Raw genomic sequence first — 17,467 nt, 5'->3', positions numbered from 1 at the left:
ATGCATCACGCCGCCCTGCCCGCCGCGGGTGCCACGATGGCCGTGGTCCAGCCGCCCCTGCGCATCACGAGCCGCGGCACGGGGGAGGCCGAGGTCTGGGCGGCCCTGCGCGCCGAGGCCGAGGCGGCCCTGATCGAGGAGCCGCTCTATGCCGGGATCATCCAGGCGACGATCCTCGACCAGCGCTCGCTGGCCCAGGCCTTCGCCTACCGGCTCGCCCACCGCCTCGGGGACGGCGACCTCGCCCGTCTGTCGATGCGCGACCTGTGCCTCTCGGCCTTCGAGGCCGACCCGCAGGCCGGCGCCCACGCGGTGCGCGACCTCGTGGCGATCCGCGAGCGCGACCCGACCTGCCGCCGCTACCTCGACCCGTTCCTGTTCTACAAGGGGCTGGCGGCGCTCGAGGCCTACCGGGTCGGCCACTGGCTCTGGCACCGGGGCCGGGCGACCCTGGCGCTGCACGTCCAGAGCCGGATCTCCGAGGTGTTCGGCTGCGACATCCACCCGGCGGCCCGGATCGGCTCGGGGGTGTTCATCGACCACGCCACCGGCGTGGTGATCGGCGAGACCACGGCGATCGCCGACGACGTCTCGATCCTCCAGTCGGTGACGCTCGGGGGCAACGGCAAGGAGAGCGGCGACCGGCACCCCAAGATCGAGCGCGGGGTGCTGCTCAGCGTCGGCGCCAAGGTGCTGGGCAACATCCGCGTCGGGGCGGGCGCCAAGGTCGCGGCCGCCGCGGTGGTGCTGCAGGACGTGCCGCCCCACACGACCGTGGCGGGCGTGCCGGCCCGGGTCGTCTCGCGCCTGCCCGTCGGCGAGGAGCCGGCGCTCAGCATGGACCAGTCCTTCGGCTACGGGGATGGCATCTGAGACGCGCGAAAGATTATTCCTGACAACAAAGTCGTCCGGCCGCCGCCGCGGCGCGCGGCGTAGTAAAATGAAATTCTCTGACCGGACGGTCTGAGGATGATCATGTCCTATGTGCCGTGCATGCCAGGGTGCCCGCTTCCAAGAAGGCGCGGAAAATAGGGATATCCTTTCGTTGACCATCGGGCGAATCAGACCTTATCCAGACCTCGCCGGAGAAGCGATGACGTGAGACCGGTTGAGCGGCCTGACGATGGCTGTCTGGACGCGGAGAATGCGTGCTTTGATTGACGACTCGGTCGCTCAGGTCGCGGTCGTCGTCAGATCTTGATCGAAACGTCTTGCGCCCGCCTCGCACAACCTGCGGGGCGCACCGCCGCCGCGCGGAACGATGCGGCGCGCCTGCAATCTTGGATGGAGTGAGGACGAACGATGAGCGGACCGGGTCTGAGCGTGAGCGCCACGGCGGCACGCAATCTTGCGACGGCGACCGTCACCTCGGTCCAGAACGCGGCCAACACGCCGCGCTGGCTGCTCCGGCTCCTGCCCTTCGTGGACGTGGCGGGCGGGGTCTACCGCGTCAACCGCCGCGCCGTCGTGCTGGCCAAGCCCGGCCGGATCGATCTCGTCGCCGAGGACAAGGGGGATGGCAAGGGAGATGGCAAGGGCCGGGTGATCCGCCCGTCCTCCCTGCGCGCCGTGCCGCTGTTCAGCCGGCTGGGCGATGCCGAATTGGCCACGCTGGCGGCCAAGTTCACCGAGAGCCGGCACCAGGCCGGCGCGGTGATCCACGAGGAGGGGTCCGCGGGCCGCAGCCTCACGGTCGTGGCCGACGGCACGGTCGAGCTGACCCTCTCGGGTCCCTACAAGGGCCGCCTGCGCCAGGGGCTCGCCACGAAGGGCGACTATTTCGGCGATGCCGGTCTCGCCGGCGAGAGCGCGCCCGCCCCGGCCGTGAAGGCCCTGTCGGCCGTGACCCTCCTGACCCTCGATGCCGCCGCGGTGGAGAGCGAGGAGATCCGCGCCAAGATCGCGCAGTACCGCGAGGAGCGCGACCGCCTCAAAGGGCACACCAATTCCTACGGCGAGCAGGGCATCGAGCTGCTGGCGGTCCATACCGGCGAGCCGCGCCTGCCGACGACCTTCGTCGACTACGAGGTCGATCCGCGCGAGTACCACCTCTCGACCATCCAGACGATCCTCAACACCCACACGCGGGTCACCGATCTCTACTCCAACGAGATCGACCAGCTCCGCGAGCAGATCCGCCTCACGGTCGACGCCGTGAAGGAGCGCGAGGAGTGGGAGCTCCTGAACAACGCGCAGTTCGGCCTGCTCCACGAGGTCGGCCCGCGCCAGCGCATCCCCACCCGCGGCGGCCCGCCCACCCCGGACGACCTCGACGAGCTGCTGACCCTGGTCTGGAAGAAGCCCGCCTTCTTCGTGGCCCATCCCCGCGCCATCGCGGCCTTCGGCCGGGAGGCGACCCGCCGCGGCGTGCCGCCGGTCGTCGTCCACCTGTTCGGCGCGCCGTTCATCACGTGGCGCGGCGTGCCGCTGGTGCCGAGCGACAAGCTGCCGATCGACATCGACCCGGTGACCGGGGCCGAGACCACCGCGATCCTGCTGCTGCGTGTCGGCGAGGGCGAGCAGGGCGTGGTCGGCCTGCAGAAGTCGGGCGTGACCGGCGAGATCGAGCCCGGCCTGTCGGTGCGCTACATGGGCACCAACGACCACTCGATCGCCTCGCACCTCGTGACCCGCTACTTCTCGGCCGCCGTGCTGGTCGAGGACGCGATCGCCCGCCTCGATAACGTGCTGCTGGGCAACTACCATGACTACGCCTGAGGCCTTCGCCCTCGGGCTGCCCGGGGCGAGCCCGGGCGAGCTGGCCCACGCGGATCTCGTCGGGCGCCTCGCCCGGGAGATCTACCGGCAGGGGCAGGCCGCGAGCCAGCCGTTCGCGCCGGAGATCCCCGCCGGCCCCCAGGTCCCGCAGGCGCTCGAGGGCCTGCCCCAGGGCCCGGGCGGGGCGCCGCTGCCGGGCGCGCCCGTGGGCGTCCCCTCCGCTCCCGCGGGCGGCCGGCCCGCCGGGCTGCAGCCCGACGCGTCGGCGCTGGCGGCGCGCTGCTTCGGGGCGCCGCCGGTCGGCCTGCCGGGCCTCTCCGGCCCGACCCTGCCGAACCGCGCACCCGCGAGCCCGGCGTTCCCCGACGCGGCGGCGATCCCGCCTGTCCACCCCGCGAGCCCGCGCCCCGTCCTGCCGGACTTCTCCCTCGCCGGCGCCCCGGCGCTGGCGGCCGCCCTCCCCGGCGGTCCGGAGCTGCACCGCCAGATCGCCGCCGACCACCCCCGCGCCAACGCCTTCGCGCACGCCCTCGTCCCGGACCTCGTGCCCGCCGACCCGTCGAAGGCCGGCCGCGATGAGGCGCCGGAGAGCCTCGCCCGGACCGGTCGGCGGTCCCGGGCGCCCGAAGCGCCGGCTGGCGACTACTACTTCCTGCCTCTCGGCCCCGGGCCGGCCCGCGGGGCGGCGGCGAGCCCACGGGTCGAGCCGACCCGCTATCCCGGTCCGGCGCCGCGCCTCGCCGCCCAGGGATCGAGCCCGGTGGCGGCGCCCTTCGATGTGGAGCAGGTCCGCCGGGACTTCCCGGCCCTGCACCAGAGCGTCAACGGCCACCCGCTGGTCTGGCTCGACAACGCTGCGACCACCCACAAGCCCCAGGCCGTGATCGACGCGACCGCGGCGTTCTACGCCCGGCACAACTCGAACATCCACCGGGCCGCCCACACCCTGGCCGCGCGCGCCACGGACCTGTTCGAGGGCGGCCGCGAGGCGGTGCGCCGCTTCCTCAACGCCCCGTCGAAGGACGACATCGTCTTCCTGCGCGGCACCACGGAGGCGATCAACCTCGTCGCCAATTCCTACGGCCGGGCCCAGATCGGCCCGGGCGACGAGATCATCGTCTCGACCATCGAGCACCACGCCAACATCGTGCCCTGGCAGCTGCTGGCGCAGCAGACCGGGGCGACGCTCCGGGTGATCCCGGTGAACGACCGCGGCGAGATCATCTTCGAGCAGTACGCGGCGCTCCTGTCGGGCCGCACCAAGATCGTCTCGGTGACGCAGGTGGCCAACGCGCTCGGCACCGTGAACCCGGTGCGGGAGATCATCCAGCTCGCCCACGCCTACGGGGTGCCGGTGCTGGTCGACGCGGCGCAATCCTCGCCGCACATGCCGCTGGACGTGCAGTCCCTGGACGCGGACTTCCTGGTCTTCTCCGGCCACAAGGTGTTCGGGCCGACGGGCATCGGCGCGCTCTACGGCAAGACGCACCTGCTCGAGGCGATGCCGCCCTGGCAGGGCGGCGGCCACATGATCGAGGACGTCACCTTCGCGAAGACCGTCTACAAGGGCGCGCCCGAGAAGTTCGAGGCCGGCACGCCCGACATCGCCGGGGCGGTCGGTCTGGGGGCGGCGCTCGACTACCTCGCGGGCATCGGCATGCCGGCGATCGCCGCCTACGAGCACGACCTCCTGGACTACGCGCAGGGCGGCCTCGCCGACGTGAAGGGCCTGCGCCTGATCGGCACGGCCCGGGAGAAGGCGAGCGTGATGTCCTTCGTGATCGAGGGGCAGACGAACGAGGCGGTGGCGCACCACCTCGACGCGCACGGCATCGCGGTGCGCTCGGGCCATCACTGCGCCCTGCCGGCCCTGCGCCGGTTCGGCGTCGACCAGTCGGTGCGGGCCTCGCTCGCCTTCTACAACACCCGCGCGGATGTCGACGCCTTCCTGAGGGCGCTGCACACCCTGCCGCGGCCTTGAGCAGAGGGCGCCGGCCGCGCGCCGGCGCCCCGTTGCGGGCCGGGCTCTCTACCCCGCCTTCGGCCGCAGGTGCCGGGTCCTCACGGTGCCGTCGATGGCCCGCAGCGCGTGCAGGACCCCGTCCGCCTCGCCCGGCGGCACCGACGCGTCCACCACGACGTAGCCGAACTCGCCGTCCGTCTGCAGGTACTGCGCGTCGATGTTGAGCGACCGGCCCGAGAAGATCGCGTTGATCTGCCCGAGCACGCCGGGCACGTTCCGGTGCACGTGGAGGAAGCGCGCGCCGGACAGGCGCGGCGGCAGCTGGACCTGCGGGAAATTCACCGCGCCGAGCGTCGAGCCGGTCTGGATGTAGTCGACCAGCTTGCGGGCCACCTCCGCGCCGATGCGATCCTGGGCCTCCTCGGTCGAGCCGCCGACATGGGGGGTGAGGATGACGTTCGGCAGGCCCTGCAGGGGCGAGACGAAGCGCTCGGCGTTGGACGTCGGCTCCACGGGAAAGACGTCGATCGCGGCCCCGGCGAGATGCCCGTCGCGCAGCGCCGCCGCGAGGGCGTCCAGGTCCACGACCGTGCCGCGGCTGTTGTTGATCAGGTAGGCGCCCGGCTTCATCGCGCGGATCCGCTCCGCGCCCATCAGCCCGTGGGTCAGCGGTGTCTCCGGGACGTGCAGGCTGACCACGTCGCTGGCGGCGAGCAGGGCCTCGAAGCTCTCGGCCGGCTCGGTGTTCCCGTGGCGCAGCTTGTCGGTGAGATCGTAGAAGATGACGCGCATGCCCATCGCCTCGGCGAGGTTCGAGAGCTGCGCGCCGATATTGCCGTAGCCGACGATCCCGAGGGTCTTGCCGCGCACCTCGAAGGCGCCGGTGGCCGACTTGTCCCAGCCGCCGGCATGGGCGGATTCCGAGCGCGGCAGGATGCGCCGGAGCAGCATCACGATCTCGCCGATCGTGAGTTCGGCGACGCTGCGCGTGTTCGAGAACGGCGCGTTGAAGACCGGCAGGCCGCGGGCGCGCGCCGTCTCGAGGTCGACCTGGTTGGTCCCGACGCTGAAGCAGCCGATGGCGGCGAGATCGGGCAGGGCGTCGAGAAGCGCGGCGGTGACCTGCGTGCGCGAGCGGATGCCGAGGACGGTGACGTCGGCCAGATCGCGGGCATCCTCGGGGCTGACCGCGCGCGGCAGTTGCCGGATGGCGCCGATCCCGGCCTGGGTGAAGATCTTGGACGCCGTCGGCGCTATGCTTTCGGTCAGAACGACGCGCTCGGTCGACACGGTGTGTCCTCCTTCCACGGACGGGATGCGATCCGTGACCTTGGCGCCGGCGCGGCACAGCGGCAAGGGCGGGAAGGGGCTGCGGACGCCGGTGGCGGGCCCCTGTCGCGGGCCCCTGTCGCGGGTCCCTCCCCCGCGCTCGCGGCGGACCGCTCCGCTCCGTCGTCTCGACGCGGCGCGCCGGGCCTGCCAGTGTCCGCCCCCGGCGGCCGAGGCCGCGGAGCGACAGGTGCGTCATGACCGGATCGACAGCCCGTGCCGTCATCGTCCAGCCCGGCGGCGGCTTCGACAAGGTGACCTTCGGCGAGCGGCCCGTGCCGGAGCCCGGGCCCGGCGCGATCACCGTCCGCCTGCGGGCGAACTCCCTCAACTACCACGACTACGCGGTGGTCAGCGGGATGTGGGGGCCGAGCGAGCCGCGCATCCCGATGTCCGACGGCGCCGGCGAGGTCGAGGCCGTGGGGCCGGGCATGACCGAATTCGCCGTGGGCGACCGGGTGGTCAGCACGTTCTTCCCGACCTGGCTGGAGGGCACCCCGCTCGTCGAGGGCTTCGCCACCGTGCCGGGCGACGGGGTCGACGGCTACGCCCGCGCGCGCGTCACCGCGCCCGCCACCGCCTTCACCCGCGCCCCGAAGGGCTGGGACCACGCCGAGGCGGCGACGCTCACCACCGCCGCGCTGACCGCGTGGCGGGCACTACACGCCGATGCCGGCCTGAAGAGCGGCGACGTGGTGCTGGTGCAGGGGACCGGCGGCGTGTCGCTGTTCGGCCTGCAATTCGCCAAGGCGGCGGGCGCCACGGTGATCGCCACCTCCTCCAGCGACGCCAAGCTGGAGCGCCTGCGCGGGCTCGGCGCCGACCACGTCATCAACTACCGCGCCGACCCGGCCTGGGGCGAGACCGCCCGGCGCCTGACCGACGGGCGCGGCGTCGACCACGTCCTCGACGTCGGCGGGCCGGCGACGCTGGAGCAGTCCATGGCCGCCGTGCGGGTCGCCGGCCACATCTCGGTGATCGGTATCCTCTCGGGCGTCGCGGGCGAGCTGCCGCTGGTGCCGGCGCTCCTGAAGCAGATCCGGCTGCAGGGCGTGCTGGTCGGCAGCCGGCGCCACCAGATCGAGATGATCCGCGGCATCGACGCCTGTGGGCTGCGGCCGGTCATCGACCGCCGCTTCCCCCTCGACGACCTCGTCGCGGCGTTCCGCCACCAGGAGAGCAACCGTCACTTCGGCAAGATCTGCGTCGAGATCTGAGCGTTCGGGCCGGGCCCGGGGCGTCGCGGCGGGCGGTGCGGCGGGCGTTCAGCGGAAGGCGATCCCGAGCGCTCCGGGCATCGCGACGACCCGGGGCGCCTCGGCCTGGCTCGGCGGCGGCGGCACGTGCGAGCAGCCGTTCTCGCAGAAGGCGCGGAGCGTGCGCCGGTCGAGGCCGATGTCGCTCAGCATCTCGTCGTCGAGGGCCGACAGAATGCGAAGATTTCGCGCCGCGATGCGGCTCTTTCGGGCAGATTTCAGGAACGAGAGGATCATGATCCAGTCTCCGTTGCGCCGAGAGATCCGTGTTTCGTCCACGATCGGCCGGATCAGCGTCGCTTTGTCGTGGACTGTGCGCATCCTCCGTTCGGATTAATCGTGGCTCGCGGCGCGAATATTTTTGCCGGATCGCGCTAAGCGTCCGCGATCGGCTGCGGGCACAGCAGGAGCAGCCGCACGAGCTCGGCCTGGCGGCGCGTCCCCGTCTTCTCGAACAGGTGGCGCAGGTGCACGCGCGCCGTGTTCCGCGTGATCCGGCGGCGCGTCGCGCTCGCCGCGAGGTCGTTCCCGGCCAGGATGTCGACGGCCAGGGCCGCCTCCGCGGGCGTGAAGCCGAACTGGTCCTGGAGAACGCCGGGATCCGGCAGGCGCGGGGTCCCGGGGTCCGTGAGGCGCAGGAGAACCGCGCCCTCGGCGACCGTGCCGGGAAGCGCCGAGGCGGCGACCAGGAGCGTGCCGCCCGCGCCCTCCAGGCGCACCGAGCCGCCGCGATGGCCGGCGGCGCAGCGGGCGATGACCCGGCGCAGCGCCGCGCTGTCCTCGGGCGCCGCGCCGCGCAGGCCGCCCTGCTCGAGGCACAGCAGGCCGCGCGCGACGAAGGCCTGCGCGGCGCGGTTCAGGAAATGGGCCCGCCCGTACCGGTCGGTCACCGCCAGCCCCTGCTCGAGATGCTCAGCCAGGAGACGGAGCGCCGCCTCCACGAGGGACGGGTCCGGGAAGGCCGGGGCGGCGCCGGCCTGGGACCGCCGCTCCGGCGCGGGGCCGATCTCGGATCGTGCTTCGGCTCTGCGGGTGTTCAGGTGTGATTGACTGATCACGCTGGGATCCTCGCCGGATCGACATCACGATATCAGTAATAACCCGGCATTGACGGCCGTTATTCCCGCCTTACCCGGGCGGGGCCCCAGTCCGGGACTGGAACAGGTCGGCGAAGGCGCGCAGGTCGCGCCGGTTGAGATCCGAGACCGCCCAGTAGGTGAGGTCGCCGAGGCGCCAGCGCTCGATCGTCGAGCCGTCGCGCCGCTCCTCGCCGGCCCCGGGACCGTCGGCGGCCGGGATCACCGTGACGCTGATGACGTGCCGGTCGCGGCGATAGACCAGCGTCGGCACGGGCGCGCCGCCGACGATGTCGACCCGGCCGCCGACCAGTGGGAAGCCCTTGTCGGACAGGTCCGGCGCCTCGGGCGCGAGGGTGGTCCGGCCGTTGAACCAGGGCTTCACCACGTGCCGGTCCGAGGAGGCGATGTCGAAGGGCTGGGGGGCCGCGAGGCCGCGGAGATGGCCGGCGAGCACGGCCGCGCCGGTATCCGGGGCGCCGCCGGGGCGGTCGAGATAGACGGCCCCGCCGCCGAGCGCGGCCCCGCCGACGAGACCGACGAGCAGCGTCGCGGCCAGTGCCTGCCGGGATCCGCGCCAGGACTTGAGCCAGGATTCGATCCAGGTCTCGGGCCAGGACCCGAGCGCGCCTCCGAAGCGGCCGCGGGACGGGGGCGGGTCGGAGAAGCCGACCTGCTCGACCACGCGCGCCCGCAGGGATTCCGGGGCGGGCGGCCCCGCGAGGGTCTCGCGCAGGGTGCCGGACAGGGTGCGGAGGCGCTCCGCCAGGGCCCGCGCATCGGGGTCCGCCGCGAGACGGCGCTCCATGGCCAGGACCTCGCCGGGCGACAGCTCGCCGTCCGCGTAGGCGCTGAGGAGCAGGAGGGTCTCGTCGTCGGTCATCGCCCGTCCCTCGCGAGCCGTGCAAGCAGGTGCTGCCGCGCGCGGCCGAGGCGCGACATCACGGTCCCGATCGGGACCCCCGTCACCGTGGCGATCTCCCGGTAGCTGAGGCCGTGGTACTCGCGCAGGACCAGCGCCTCGCGGAAGGCCACCGGCAGGGCCTCGACGGCCCGGGCGAGCTGCCCCGCATCGTCGCGGGCGATGAGAGTCGCCTCGGGCGTCTCCGGAGCCTCGGTCAGGGCGCCCCCGATCTCCAGCTCGGCGCGGGCCTCGGGGGCGAGGTCGTCGGCGAAGACCACCGCCCGCGGCCGGTGCCGTTGCAGCCAGGAATAGCCGGTGTTGCGGACGATGGTCAGGAACCACGCCCGGGCATTGCCCTCGGCGAACCCCTCGATCGCCCGGTAGGCGCGCAGACACGCCTCCTGCATCACGTCCTCGGCGTCGGTGGCGTTGCCGGTGAGCCAGTGCGCGAGCCGGTAGCCCTCGTCCAGGCGCGGGAGAACGAGCTGGCTGAAGCGCGCCCGCGCCAGGGTCGTCATGCCGGCGGCCGGGCCGGGCCCGGCCCGTCGAGAGCCTGCGAAGCCATGGGGTCCCGCCCTGGTGCTCCTGCCTGCAGCCTTGTGCCACACAATCGGGAACCGGGCGGCGGCGGGCTTTATTCCCGCGGCCGGGCACGAGCACGTTCGCGCGCTTCTCGGAGAGCGTCTCGGCCCGTTGGGCGCCGCTAGCGGCCGCCGCGGGGCCGGACGGCGGCCCGGCGGTCAGGCCCCGCGGCCTTCATCCCGCTGGCCTGTCCGGTCGGCGATCGGGGGTCTGGCGCCGGCTCCGGGCAGCCGTCCGGGCCGAGGCGCTTGCGGGCGACGCGCTCGGCCGCCGCCCGCTCCGCCGCCGTGGGGTTCGCGCCGCCGCTCTGATCCTGGGCCATGGTCATGTCCAACCGGAGCGGGACCGTGCGCGGTCCCGGGCGTGGGGTCCCCGGCACCGCCGGAGGCCGGAACGGATGGGGGGCGGACGCGCCGTCCCGCCGCCCGATCCCGCCCGCCGCGCCGCCAACGGGAAGGGGCAGGCTGCCGCCTCCTCGGAGACGGGGCCTGCCCCTGGATCAACCCGCGGGCCGTGTCACGGTTCGGCGCCGGATCTGCGCCGGACCCTCGCGTCGGGACGCGTGCCTGCGCGTCCCTAGCGGCAGACGCGCCGCGGACCCCACGGGGTCGGACGGAAGAAGCAGCGCGGGCCGTAGAAGCGCGGCCGCCGGTACATCGGCCGGCAGCGTCCGTACGGGCCGGGCGCCCAGCCCGGGCCGCAGCCGAACGCGACCGTGCTGACCGCGGCGGGGCCGCTGATCGTATCGGCGCCGGCGGGCGCCAGGGGCGCCGCGCCGGCGGAGGCCAGGCCGAGGCCGCCGACGACAGCCGCGGCGGCCGCGATCATCTTCACGTGCATCATCATCAGACCTTCTGCTCGGTTTCGCGCCGGTTCGGCCCGGCGCAAGACCCGGCTAGGATGGTCTTCGGGCCTGAATGTGGGCTGACCTCCGCTATCATCGTCTAGAAACAAACAGTCCGGCCGGCGCCCGCGCGGGAGCGGGCGCCGCAGCGGCGTCCTAGCGGCGTCCTAGCGGCGGTCGGCACGGCCCAGGAGCGCGGCCGCGGCGGCCGTGGCCCCCGCCAGCAGGATCCCGGTCAGGGCCGGGTTGATCGAGGCCCGGGTGTAGGCGCTGCGCATGACGTGGTGGGGCGAGCCGCCCCGCACGGCGCCGTCGCGGCCGGCCGCGTGGAGGGCGCCGTCCCGCTGCCTGCCGGCCACGCCCGCGGTCTGGCTCCGCGACATCACCTGCGCGCCCATCCAGTCGGTCACCGCGGGCACCCGCTTGCGCATCGCGCTCATCAGCTTGCCGCCGCCGCCGACATAGAGGTCGCGGGGGCCGTGCTCCGCGGCGTACAGGATGGCCTCCGCGACGTCCGCGGGGGCGTAGACCGGTGGCGGCAGCTTGGGCGCCTGCGCCATGTAGTTCCGGGCATGCTCGGGGAACGGCGTGTCGATCGAGGCCGGCTTGATGAGCGTCACCGAGACCGGGGCACCCTCCTCCTGAAGCTCCATCCGGAGCGCGTCCGTGAAGCCTTTGATCGCGTGCTTGGAGGCGGAGTACATGCCCTGGATCGGCAAGGCGAGGTCGGACGCGACGGAGCCCAGGTTGATCAGCGCGCCGCCGGCCTTCTTCAGGTGCTGCAGCGCCACGGTCGACCCGTAGACGATCCCCCAGAAATTGACGTCGAACAGCCGGCGGTGATCCGCGTCCGAGACCTCCTCGAGGCGGCCGAAGATCGAGAGACCGGCGTTGTTGACCCAGGTGTCGAAGCCGCCGTAGGCGCGCACGGTCTCGGCGGCCAGCGCCTCGACATCCTCGCGGCGGGACACGTCGGTCACCACGGCCCGGGCCTCGCCGCCGCGCTCCTGGATGTCGCGGACGATGTCGTCGAGGGCGGCGCCGTTCCGGGCCGCCAGCACGACGCGGGCGCCGCGGCGGGCGGCCGCCCGGGCCGTGGCGAGGCCGATCCCGCTGGAGGCGCCGGTGATGACGATCACCTGCTCGCGCAGGGGCTTGTGCCGGATCCGCATGCTGCGTCTTCCTCTCTCGTGGGCTGTCTCGTTGTCGGCGCTCAGCGCCCGCCGCCCGGCCGGTCGCGCTCCGCGCCGAGGCTGGCCCCGCCCCGGCGCGCCTCCTCCTTCTCGGTGCCGGCCCGCTCCATCGGGCCGTCCTGCGGCCTGACCGTGCCGGTGGCGGTGTCGCGGGGGCTCTCGGCTAAGCCCGCGCGCTCCGGTTCGCCGCGCGGCATCCGCTCGGCCTGGGTGTCGTCCGGCGCGTCGGCCATGCTGCATCCCTCGCGATGGACCTAGTTTCCGGGCGCCGCCGCGTGCCGCGACGGAGCCCCCGGCGGATCGGACCACGCGGCCGATCCCCTGAGGGCCAACCCGTCAGGCGCCCGGCGTATCCGGCGGCCCCAGTCGCGGCGGCAGCGGGCCTCGCGTGCGGGGCGGCGCGGATTGGGCGAACGCGCCGCAGGAACACGACCGCGGGGCTCGTGTTGTCTGCCAAATCTTTTTCACGAGGCGCCGATGTCAGGAACCGCCAAGAAGACCGACCCCAAACTCTGGGACAAGGTGAAGACGCGGGTCACGAAGTCCGAGAAGGGCGGAAAGCCTGGTCAGTGGTCGGCGCGCAAGGCGCAGATCGCGACTGCCGAATACAAGAAGGAAGGTGGCGGCTACGCCGGCAAGAAGGCGGCCGACAACCATCTCCAGCAGTGGACCGACGAGGAATGGGGCACGAAGTCGGGCAAGGAGAGCGGCAAGACCGGCGAGCGCTACCTGCCCAAGAAGGCCCGCGAGAGCCTGACCGACGAGGAATACGCCGCCAGCACGGCCAAGAAGCGCGCCGATACCCGGAAGGGCAAACAGTTCTCGAAGCAGCCGAAGGCGGCCGCCGAGAAGGCCGCCGCGGCGCGCGAGGACGGCAAGTCCGCCAAGGCGTCCGGCAGGGGCGGCAGCAAGGGGAGCGGCAAGGGGGGCGGAAAGTCGGAGACGACGAAGGCCGAACTGATGCGCAAGGCCCGGGCGCAGAACGTGCCCGGCCGGTCGCGGATGTCGAAGGCGCAGCTGGAGCACGCGGTCCACGCCTGAGGCGTGGCGCGGCGGGCCGTCGCCCCGACGCAAGACGTCCCGGGAATGGCTCCCGGGACGCTCCTCGGCTCAAGCGGCCAGTTTGATCGGGCTGGGGATGCTCAGGTCGAGAGAGGGTGCGGCCTGTCCAGAGGCTCGCGCGCCATCCCGGTGAGCGGGACGCAGCCCCCCGCGGCGCGGGGGGCGCCGACGCGCGGGCTTCTCAGTACGAGCCGAACTTGTAGTTCAGGCCGGCGCGGATGACGGCGAACTCGTCGTCGCGGCGGCCGATGTTGTTGTACACCACCGGGAAGTTGTTGGCGGCGTTGATGACGAACGCACCCTGGTTGCGGGTGTTGCGGTCGAGGTTGACGTACAGGCCTTCGACCTTGAGCGTCACGGCGTTCGAACGGAAGAAGTTCAGGAACGAGTCGGTGGGCAGGGCGTACTCGATGCCGCCGCCGACGGCGTAGCCGGTGCGGAAGCTGTCGTTGCCGGCGAAGCCGCCGAAGGAGCGGTCGGCGCTGCCCGAGCCGTAGGCGAAGCCGCCGGTGCCGTAGAACAGCACGCGGTCGAAGGCGTAACCGATGCGGCCGCGCACGGTGCCGAAGAAGTCGAGGCTGGAGAGGCCGCGCGGGTCGGTCACGTAGTAGCCGGGAGCGAGCGGGCCGACGAGGAAGGCGTTGTTCCGGCTGCGGCCGAAGTCGAGGTACTGGGCGTCGGCCTCGACACCGACGACGATGCCGGAGCCGGGGGTGAACTGGAAGTTGTAGCCAACCTGGCCACCGCCGGTGAAGCCTTCCTGGTTGCGCTGGCTGAAGAAGGCGGTGGTGCCGTTGCCGTAGGGGGCGGGCACGCCGAAGCTGTTGGTGTTGTTGCTGCTGGCGTCGAAGGCGTAGCCGGCGTTGATACCGAAGTAGGCGCCGGTCCAGGTGAAGACCGGGACGGGGGTGAACACCGGCGGCGGGGCGGCGCGGCGCGGCAGGTCGGCGGCCGAGGCGGCGCCGGTCAGGAGGGCCGTGGCGGCGCTCGCGAGCAGAAGCTTCTTGATCATCTGGTCCTCTGTCTCCCGTTGGACGGGATGTGTGCGGGGCGGACAGAACGCCAGGATGCGCCGGGGCGATAGTGCATCGCTGCAACAGCCCGGAATCGGGTCCTCGGCGTCGAAACGGGCGGGTGCGCTGGAGCACATCGCGAAATCGACCGGTCAAAGCCAAGAAGAGGATCTGTATCCGAGTGTTTCCGGAAACAAAATGCCCCGTCGCGCGGGGGGGCGGACGGGGCTTCAGTTTGTCGGTGAACGTTCCCAGGACCAACCAGGAAGCTTCGAGGTTTAATAAATCCTACCGGCCGGCGCCCCGCAAGCCCGCTCGCGATCCCGCGAGCGGTTAACATTAATTTACGGCCGTTCCCGCCGATGCCCCGGCCCGCGGCCGCGGGCTGTGCCGCAGATCTCGTGCGATCCGGTCCCGTATCGCAGAGGGTCTGGACGCGTCCGCGCAATTGCGCCGCGCCTATTCGCGATGCCGGTCGCGGATCCGCGCAGATGAAGCCTGCGTCCGGTCCCGCCCGAGTCTTGATCCGGCGCCGGCCGGGTCTTGTCGCCCGGCCGGCGCCGGATCGATGTCCTGGGGAGCGGCAGATCTCGCGGGGGAACGGCGCCGGCGCGGCGCCGTTCCCCCGGCCTGTGGAGAAGACGCCGCCACGGCCGGGCGGCGCGGCCGTCGCGGCTTTTCCGGCGCGCCGGGGGCCCTATGTGCCGGCCTCGTCGTCGGTGGAGATCTCAGGAGACGCGCATGCACCCCGTCGCGCTGCCTTCGATGCCGGCCCTCCGGGTCCGGATGGACGGTGTCGGCCCCGCGCCGGCCGGGAGGCCTCGATGACCGACACGCCGGTCCCGTATCTCGCGGTGGCGTTCCTCTCGGCGCTGTTCCTGCTGGTGGCCGGGCTGCAGGCGGAAGGCCTCCTGTGGTGACGCCCCCGGTCCGCATCGGTCGCGCCGCCGCGCGGCCGTCCGGCCCGGTCGCCGGCGGGGGCGGCACTTGACGCGTCCGCGCGCGTAGCCCGCCGATGTTCGGCTTCTCCCTCAGCGCCACCGAACCGGACAGCATCGCCCACATCATCCAGGTGGCGCTCGCGCCCGCCTTCCTGCTCTCGGCGCTGGCGACGCTGCTCAACGTGTTCTCGACCCGCCTCGGCCGGATCTCCGACAAGGTCGACAGCCTCTCGGCGGAGGCCGCCCGCGCGACGGACGCCGAGGCCGCTCGCCTCGCCCGCCGCCTGACCTTCCTGCGACGGCGCTCCTTCGTGCTGGACGTGGCGGTGGTCCTGGCCTCGCTGGCGGGCGGCCTGATCGGTCTGGCCGTGCTCACGCTGTTCGTCGGCGCGCTGCGCGATGCGGCGACCGCGTCCGTCCTGTTCGCCTGCTTCGGGGCGGCGCTGGTCTGCACCGTCGCGGCGATCGCGGCGTTCATGACCGAGATCCTCATGGCCGGCCGCGGCGTCCGCGACGCGGTCGACCGCCAGAAGGACGCGGTGTCGACGCCGCGGTGAAGCCCTCGAAGCGCCCGGTCCTCCCGGTGATCGCGGGGGCGATCCTGCGGCGCCCGCTCGGGCGCGCCCGCGGTGCCGGTAGGGCGATCGGGGCCGAACCGGCGGCGATTTCGATTGCGGCGCCCGGGAACCGGGCCTTAGTCTGCCGGTGGCCTGATTCCGCCGCCGGCCGCGCCCGAGTGTTCCGCCATGAGCATCGCGATCCTGATTGCCTTCGTCGCCGGCGCACTCTGCCTCGGAATCCTGTCCGCGCTCATCCCGTTCGGGCGGCGCGAGGCCGAGGAACCGGACGAGGCGCTCCCGTACGAGGACGAGTTCCTCGACCTCGGTGGCCCGGTGATCGATCTGGAGCCGCGCCACCTCACCTGACCGGAACCTACCGGGAGGCGGATCCCGCGGTGCCGGGCGTCGCGGCGTCCTGCCGGGCCGACCAGACGACGCGCCCGGCGGCATCCCGCAGGGCCGCCGAGCCCGCGCGGCCGGCACGCAGCGCCGCGAAGCGGGCCTTCGCGGCGGCGACCGCCGCCTCCTCGAGGGGGCCGGCAATCTGCTCGTCGTGGATGATGATGCCGCCAGCGCTCTCGCGGTGGATCATGCATTGCAGCCGGTAGGGCGCGGCGGTCCCGGGCGGAGCCATCGCGATGTCCCGTCCGGTCACGGGGCCGGCCCTGTGCCGGTTCGGATGGCGGGCACGCCGCGAAACATCCGGCCCTCCTCGGTTCGACGCGTCGAGCGCGATCCATACCAGATTCGTCCGGCCCGGGGCGATCTCGCGCTGTGCCTCGCGCGGTGGTGCCTCGCGCGGTGGTGCCTCGCGCGGTGGTGCCTCACGCGTTTGCCCCGAGCGCCCCCGTGGGCCGCCCGCGCGGCGTGCGCGGGCGGCCGTCGTCCGGCGGTCGGAGCCGCCCGCGCTCCGCTCAGGCCGCCTCGCCCTCCGCGTCGTCGGCGTCCAGGATCGTCTCCAGGTCGCCCACGAGCGCGTCGAGCTGGTCGGCGGTCGCGACGAGCTTGAGCTTCGTGCCGTCCTGCGCCTCGACCGCGATCTCGATGTGGTCGGCCACCTTCGCGGCCAGGGCCTGCTTCACCGTGTAGGTCGTCACGTTTGACGTGTCGGCGGACTTGTCGGCCATGCTGATCTCCTGAGTGGCTGCGGGCAACGCGGGGAGACCGGGATCGGCGGTGCGGCAGAAGCTCGCGACCGTGGCCGACAGCCAAGCGGGGCGTGTTCGACTGCGGCTAGCCGCGCCTGCGCGTGGAGCGCTCGACCACGCGCTGCCGGTGCGTCGGAACCTCCGGCAGCCGGGCGAATCCCGCCGGGGCGCGGTCCCGGGCCGCCGCGGGACGCGGTGCGGGCAGAAGCTCCGGCGGGGACCGGGGTGTCTCGACGACGACCGCCTCCAGCACGATGGGCCGCCTCGCCGGCGCGGGCCGCACCGGGCGCTCCGACCGGGCCGCGAGGGTCCCGAGGGCCCAGAGCCCGAGGCAGAACAGGCCGATCAGGATCCCGTCCCCGGACGGCTCGGTCCGGCACATCAGGATCCCGGTGCCGGTGAGGGCGGCCGCGGCCGCGAACAGGCGCGGGGTCGGATCGGCGGAACGCATGCGGCACCTTCGGTGCGGCGCCCCTAGGGACCCGTGAACGGCGTCGCTCCAATTGTCCGCACCGCCCGGTTCTCCCCGCTTCTCGCCACTTCTCCCCGGTCCACACCGGTTCAGGCGGCCGGGATGGGCTGGGCGGCCCGGGGGGCGCGTCTCAGCCCGCCAGGCTGGACGGGGCCTGCCACGCGACGCCGGGATGCTCGCGGATGTCCCCGGCCCGGGATCCGGTATCGGCGTCGCTCGTCCAGTCGCCGGGCTCGGCGACGTGGGCGATCTCGGCCTCCGGATAGGCGGCCGACAGGAACAGGCGCGCCTCGCCCTCGGCCTCGGCCCGGACCGTCACGAGCGGCCGCTCGCCGCCCCCGTCGCGCACCTGCGCGATGAACAGCTTGGTCATGGTATCCCTCCGGATGGGTCCGCCGGCGCGGCG

At 73.2% G+C, this 17,467-nt stretch carries 21 protein-coding genes; 7 read left to right on the top strand and 14 right to left on the bottom strand.

Features of this window, described 5'->3' with window-relative positions; genetic code table 11:
* From cysE to BKE41_RS08275, 3 genes are all read left to right on the top strand, one after another.
* Positions 1–873: a serine O-acetyltransferase gene (gene cysE / locus BKE41_RS08285; protein WP_012318413.1), complete on the top strand. Its 873-nt coding sequence runs from the start codon at positions 1–3 to the stop codon at positions 871–873.
* 429 nt (positions 874–1,302) lie between these two features.
* Positions 1,303–2,718 (top strand): family 2B encapsulin nanocompartment shell protein, encoded by a 1,416-nt coding sequence (locus BKE41_RS32410; protein WP_012318412.1) that lies wholly within the window; start codon positions 1,303–1,305, stop codon positions 2,716–2,718.
* The gene (locus tag BKE41_RS08275; protein WP_070999055.1) at positions 2,705–4,699 is read left to right on the top strand and encodes a family 2A encapsulin nanocompartment cargo protein cysteine desulfurase; all 1,995 of its coding nucleotides are present in this window, start codon (positions 2,705–2,707) and stop codon (positions 4,697–4,699) included. Before BKE41_RS32410 ends, BKE41_RS08275 begins: the two co-directional genes overlap by 14 nt.
* A 48-nt stretch (positions 4,700–4,747) precedes the next feature.
* Here the strand turns inward: BKE41_RS08275 and serA are convergent, their stop codons facing one another.
* The gene (gene serA / locus BKE41_RS08270) at positions 4,748–5,971 is read right to left on the bottom strand and encodes a phosphoglycerate dehydrogenase (protein WP_012318410.1); all 1,224 of its coding nucleotides are present in this window, start codon (positions 5,969–5,971) and stop codon (positions 4,748–4,750) included.
* Between the two features lie 236 nt (positions 5,972–6,207).
* On the opposite strand from serA, the gene BKE41_RS08265 reads away from it, so the two are divergent.
* Positions 6,208–7,227 carry an NAD(P)-dependent alcohol dehydrogenase gene (locus BKE41_RS08265; RefSeq protein WP_012318409.1) on the top strand — a complete coding sequence of 340 codons (1,020 nt, stop codon included), beginning with the start codon at positions 6,208–6,210 and terminating at the stop codon, positions 7,225–7,227.
* Positions 7,228–7,275: 48 nt separating this feature from the next.
* Here BKE41_RS08265 and BKE41_RS08260 read toward each other — a convergent pair whose 3' ends face one another.
* From BKE41_RS08260 to BKE41_RS08225, 8 genes are all read right to left on the bottom strand, one after another.
* Positions 7,276–7,503, bottom strand: a complete 228-nt coding sequence (locus tag BKE41_RS08260) for a DUF1127 domain-containing protein (RefSeq protein WP_041372544.1) — start codon at positions 7,501–7,503, stop codon at positions 7,276–7,278.
* A 137-nt stretch (positions 7,504–7,640) separates the two neighbouring features.
* On the bottom strand, positions 7,641–8,324 hold the full coding sequence (locus BKE41_RS08255) for a helix-turn-helix transcriptional regulator (protein WP_024830549.1): 684 nt from the start codon (positions 8,322–8,324) through the stop codon (positions 7,641–7,643).
* A 70-nt stretch (positions 8,325–8,394) separates the two neighbouring features.
* The gene (locus BKE41_RS08250) at positions 8,395–9,225 is read right to left on the bottom strand and encodes an anti-sigma factor (protein ID WP_070999053.1); all 831 of its coding nucleotides are present in this window, start codon (positions 9,223–9,225) and stop codon (positions 8,395–8,397) included.
* Positions 9,222–9,764 carry a sigma-70 family RNA polymerase sigma factor gene (locus tag BKE41_RS08245; protein ID WP_012318405.1) on the bottom strand — a complete coding sequence of 181 codons (543 nt, stop codon included), beginning with the start codon at positions 9,762–9,764 and terminating at the stop codon, positions 9,222–9,224. Before BKE41_RS08245 ends, BKE41_RS08250 begins: the two co-directional genes overlap by 4 nt.
* 185 nt (positions 9,765–9,949) lie before the next feature.
* Positions 9,950–10,150 (bottom strand): hypothetical protein, encoded by a 201-nt coding sequence (locus tag BKE41_RS08240; RefSeq protein WP_245295927.1) that lies wholly within the window; start codon positions 10,148–10,150, stop codon positions 9,950–9,952.
* Between the two features lie 254 nt (positions 10,151–10,404).
* Positions 10,405–10,671 (bottom strand): hypothetical protein, encoded by a 267-nt coding sequence (locus BKE41_RS08235; RefSeq protein WP_024830551.1) that lies wholly within the window; start codon positions 10,669–10,671, stop codon positions 10,405–10,407.
* A 168-nt stretch (positions 10,672–10,839) separates the two neighbouring features.
* Entirely contained in the window at positions 10,840–11,844 is a 1,005-nt protein-coding gene (locus BKE41_RS08230) for an SDR family oxidoreductase (RefSeq protein ID WP_029360835.1), read from the bottom strand.
* Positions 11,845–11,885: 41 nt separating this feature from the next.
* Positions 11,886–12,098, bottom strand: coding sequence for a hypothetical protein (locus tag BKE41_RS08225; RefSeq protein ID WP_024830553.1), 213 nt, complete (start codon positions 12,096–12,098; stop codon positions 11,886–11,888).
* A 244-nt stretch (positions 12,099–12,342) separates the two neighbouring features.
* Between BKE41_RS08225 and BKE41_RS08220 the strand changes: the two genes are divergently transcribed.
* The gene (locus tag BKE41_RS08220) at positions 12,343–12,906 is read left to right on the top strand and encodes a hypothetical protein (protein ID WP_024830554.1); all 564 of its coding nucleotides are present in this window, start codon (positions 12,343–12,345) and stop codon (positions 12,904–12,906) included.
* 202 nt (positions 12,907–13,108) lie between these two features.
* On the opposite strand, the gene BKE41_RS08215 is transcribed toward BKE41_RS08220, so the two are convergent.
* Positions 13,109–13,939, bottom strand: a complete 831-nt coding sequence (locus BKE41_RS08215; protein ID WP_012318399.1) for a porin family protein — start codon at positions 13,937–13,939, stop codon at positions 13,109–13,111.
* Positions 13,940–14,955: 1,016 nt separating this feature from the next.
* Between BKE41_RS08215 and BKE41_RS08210 the strand changes: the two genes are divergently transcribed.
* Together BKE41_RS08210 and BKE41_RS08205 are read left to right on the top strand one after the other, a co-directional pair.
* Positions 14,956–15,438 carry a DUF2721 domain-containing protein gene (locus tag BKE41_RS08210; protein WP_024830556.1) on the top strand — a complete coding sequence of 161 codons (483 nt, stop codon included), beginning with the start codon at positions 14,956–14,958 and terminating at the stop codon, positions 15,436–15,438.
* Between the two features lie 189 nt (positions 15,439–15,627).
* Positions 15,628–15,807, top strand: a complete 180-nt coding sequence (locus BKE41_RS08205) for a hypothetical protein (protein WP_024830557.1) — start codon at positions 15,628–15,630, stop codon at positions 15,805–15,807.
* Positions 15,808–15,814: 7 nt separating this feature from the next.
* Here BKE41_RS08205 and BKE41_RS08200 read toward each other — a convergent pair whose 3' ends face one another.
* The 4 genes from BKE41_RS08200 to BKE41_RS08185 form a co-directional block, all read right to left on the bottom strand.
* A complete protein-coding gene (locus BKE41_RS08200) occupies positions 15,815–16,075 on the bottom strand; it encodes a hypothetical protein (protein ID WP_012318395.1) in 261 nt (86 codons plus the stop codon).
* Between the two features lie 280 nt (positions 16,076–16,355).
* Positions 16,356–16,568, bottom strand: a complete 213-nt coding sequence (locus BKE41_RS08195) for a hypothetical protein (protein WP_012318394.1) — start codon at positions 16,566–16,568, stop codon at positions 16,356–16,358.
* A 106-nt stretch (positions 16,569–16,674) separates the two neighbouring features.
* Positions 16,675–17,040, bottom strand: coding sequence for an energy transducer TonB (locus BKE41_RS08190; protein WP_070999049.1), 366 nt, complete (start codon positions 17,038–17,040; stop codon positions 16,675–16,677).
* Positions 17,041–17,191: 151 nt separating this feature from the next.
* The gene (locus BKE41_RS08185) at positions 17,192–17,434 is read right to left on the bottom strand and encodes a hypothetical protein (RefSeq protein ID WP_012318392.1); all 243 of its coding nucleotides are present in this window, start codon (positions 17,432–17,434) and stop codon (positions 17,192–17,194) included.
* Positions 17,435–17,467 lie beyond the last annotated feature (33 nt).

Origin of the sequence: Methylobacterium sp. C1 (assembly GCF_001854385.1) — a bacterium.
Lineage (GTDB): Bacteria > Pseudomonadota > Alphaproteobacteria > Rhizobiales > Beijerinckiaceae > Methylobacterium > Methylobacterium radiotolerans.
Note: the sequence above shows the minus strand (reverse complement) of the source record. Positions and strands in the feature narration are given on the sequence as shown.

Bases quoted from the DNA above. Each gene is read 5' to 3' on its own strand.
- cysE (WP_012318413.1), top strand. From the start codon at position 1: ATGCATCACGCCGCCCTGCCCGCCGCGGGTGCCACGATGGCCGTGGTC.
- BKE41_RS32410 (WP_012318412.1), top strand. From the start codon at position 1,303: ATGAGCGGACCGGGTCTGAGCGTGAGCGCCACGGCGGCACGCAATCTT.
- BKE41_RS08275 (WP_070999055.1), top strand. From the start codon at position 2,705: ATGACTACGCCTGAGGCCTTCGCCCTCGGGCTGCCCGGGGCGAGCCCG.
- BKE41_RS08265 (WP_012318409.1), top strand. From the start codon at position 6,208: ATGACCGGATCGACAGCCCGTGCCGTCATCGTCCAGCCCGGCGGCGGC.
- BKE41_RS08260 (WP_041372544.1), bottom strand. From the start codon at position 7,503: ATGATCCTCTCGTTCCTGAAATCTGCCCGAAAGAGCCGCATCGCGGCG.
- BKE41_RS08250 (WP_070999053.1), bottom strand. From the start codon at position 9,225: ATGACCGACGACGAGACCCTCCTGCTCCTCAGCGCCTACGCGGACGGC.
- BKE41_RS08245 (WP_012318405.1), bottom strand. From the start codon at position 9,764: ATGACGACCCTGGCGCGGGCGCGCTTCAGCCAGCTCGTTCTCCCGCGC.
- BKE41_RS08240 (WP_245295927.1), bottom strand. From the start codon at position 10,150: ATGGCCCAGGATCAGAGCGGCGGCGCGAACCCCACGGCGGCGGAGCGG.
- BKE41_RS08235 (WP_024830551.1), bottom strand. From the start codon at position 10,671: ATGATGCACGTGAAGATGATCGCGGCCGCCGCGGCTGTCGTCGGCGGC.
- BKE41_RS08230 (WP_029360835.1), bottom strand. From the start codon at position 11,844: ATGCGGATCCGGCACAAGCCCCTGCGCGAGCAGGTGATCGTCATCACC.
- BKE41_RS08225 (WP_024830553.1), bottom strand. From the start codon at position 12,098: ATGGCCGACGCGCCGGACGACACCCAGGCCGAGCGGATGCCGCGCGGC.
- BKE41_RS08220 (WP_024830554.1), top strand. From the start codon at position 12,343: ATGTCAGGAACCGCCAAGAAGACCGACCCCAAACTCTGGGACAAGGTG.
- BKE41_RS08215 (WP_012318399.1), bottom strand. From the start codon at position 13,939: ATGATCAAGAAGCTTCTGCTCGCGAGCGCCGCCACGGCCCTCCTGACC.
- BKE41_RS08210 (WP_024830556.1), top strand. From the start codon at position 14,956: ATGTTCGGCTTCTCCCTCAGCGCCACCGAACCGGACAGCATCGCCCAC.
- BKE41_RS08205 (WP_024830557.1), top strand. From the start codon at position 15,628: ATGAGCATCGCGATCCTGATTGCCTTCGTCGCCGGCGCACTCTGCCTC.
- BKE41_RS08200 (WP_012318395.1), bottom strand. From the start codon at position 16,075: ATGGCTCCGCCCGGGACCGCCGCGCCCTACCGGCTGCAATGCATGATC.
- BKE41_RS08195 (WP_012318394.1), bottom strand. From the start codon at position 16,568: ATGGCCGACAAGTCCGCCGACACGTCAAACGTGACGACCTACACGGTG.
- BKE41_RS08190 (WP_070999049.1), bottom strand. From the start codon at position 17,040: ATGCGTTCCGCCGATCCGACCCCGCGCCTGTTCGCGGCCGCGGCCGCC.
- BKE41_RS08185 (WP_012318392.1), bottom strand. From the start codon at position 17,434: ATGACCAAGCTGTTCATCGCGCAGGTGCGCGACGGGGGCGGCGAGCGG.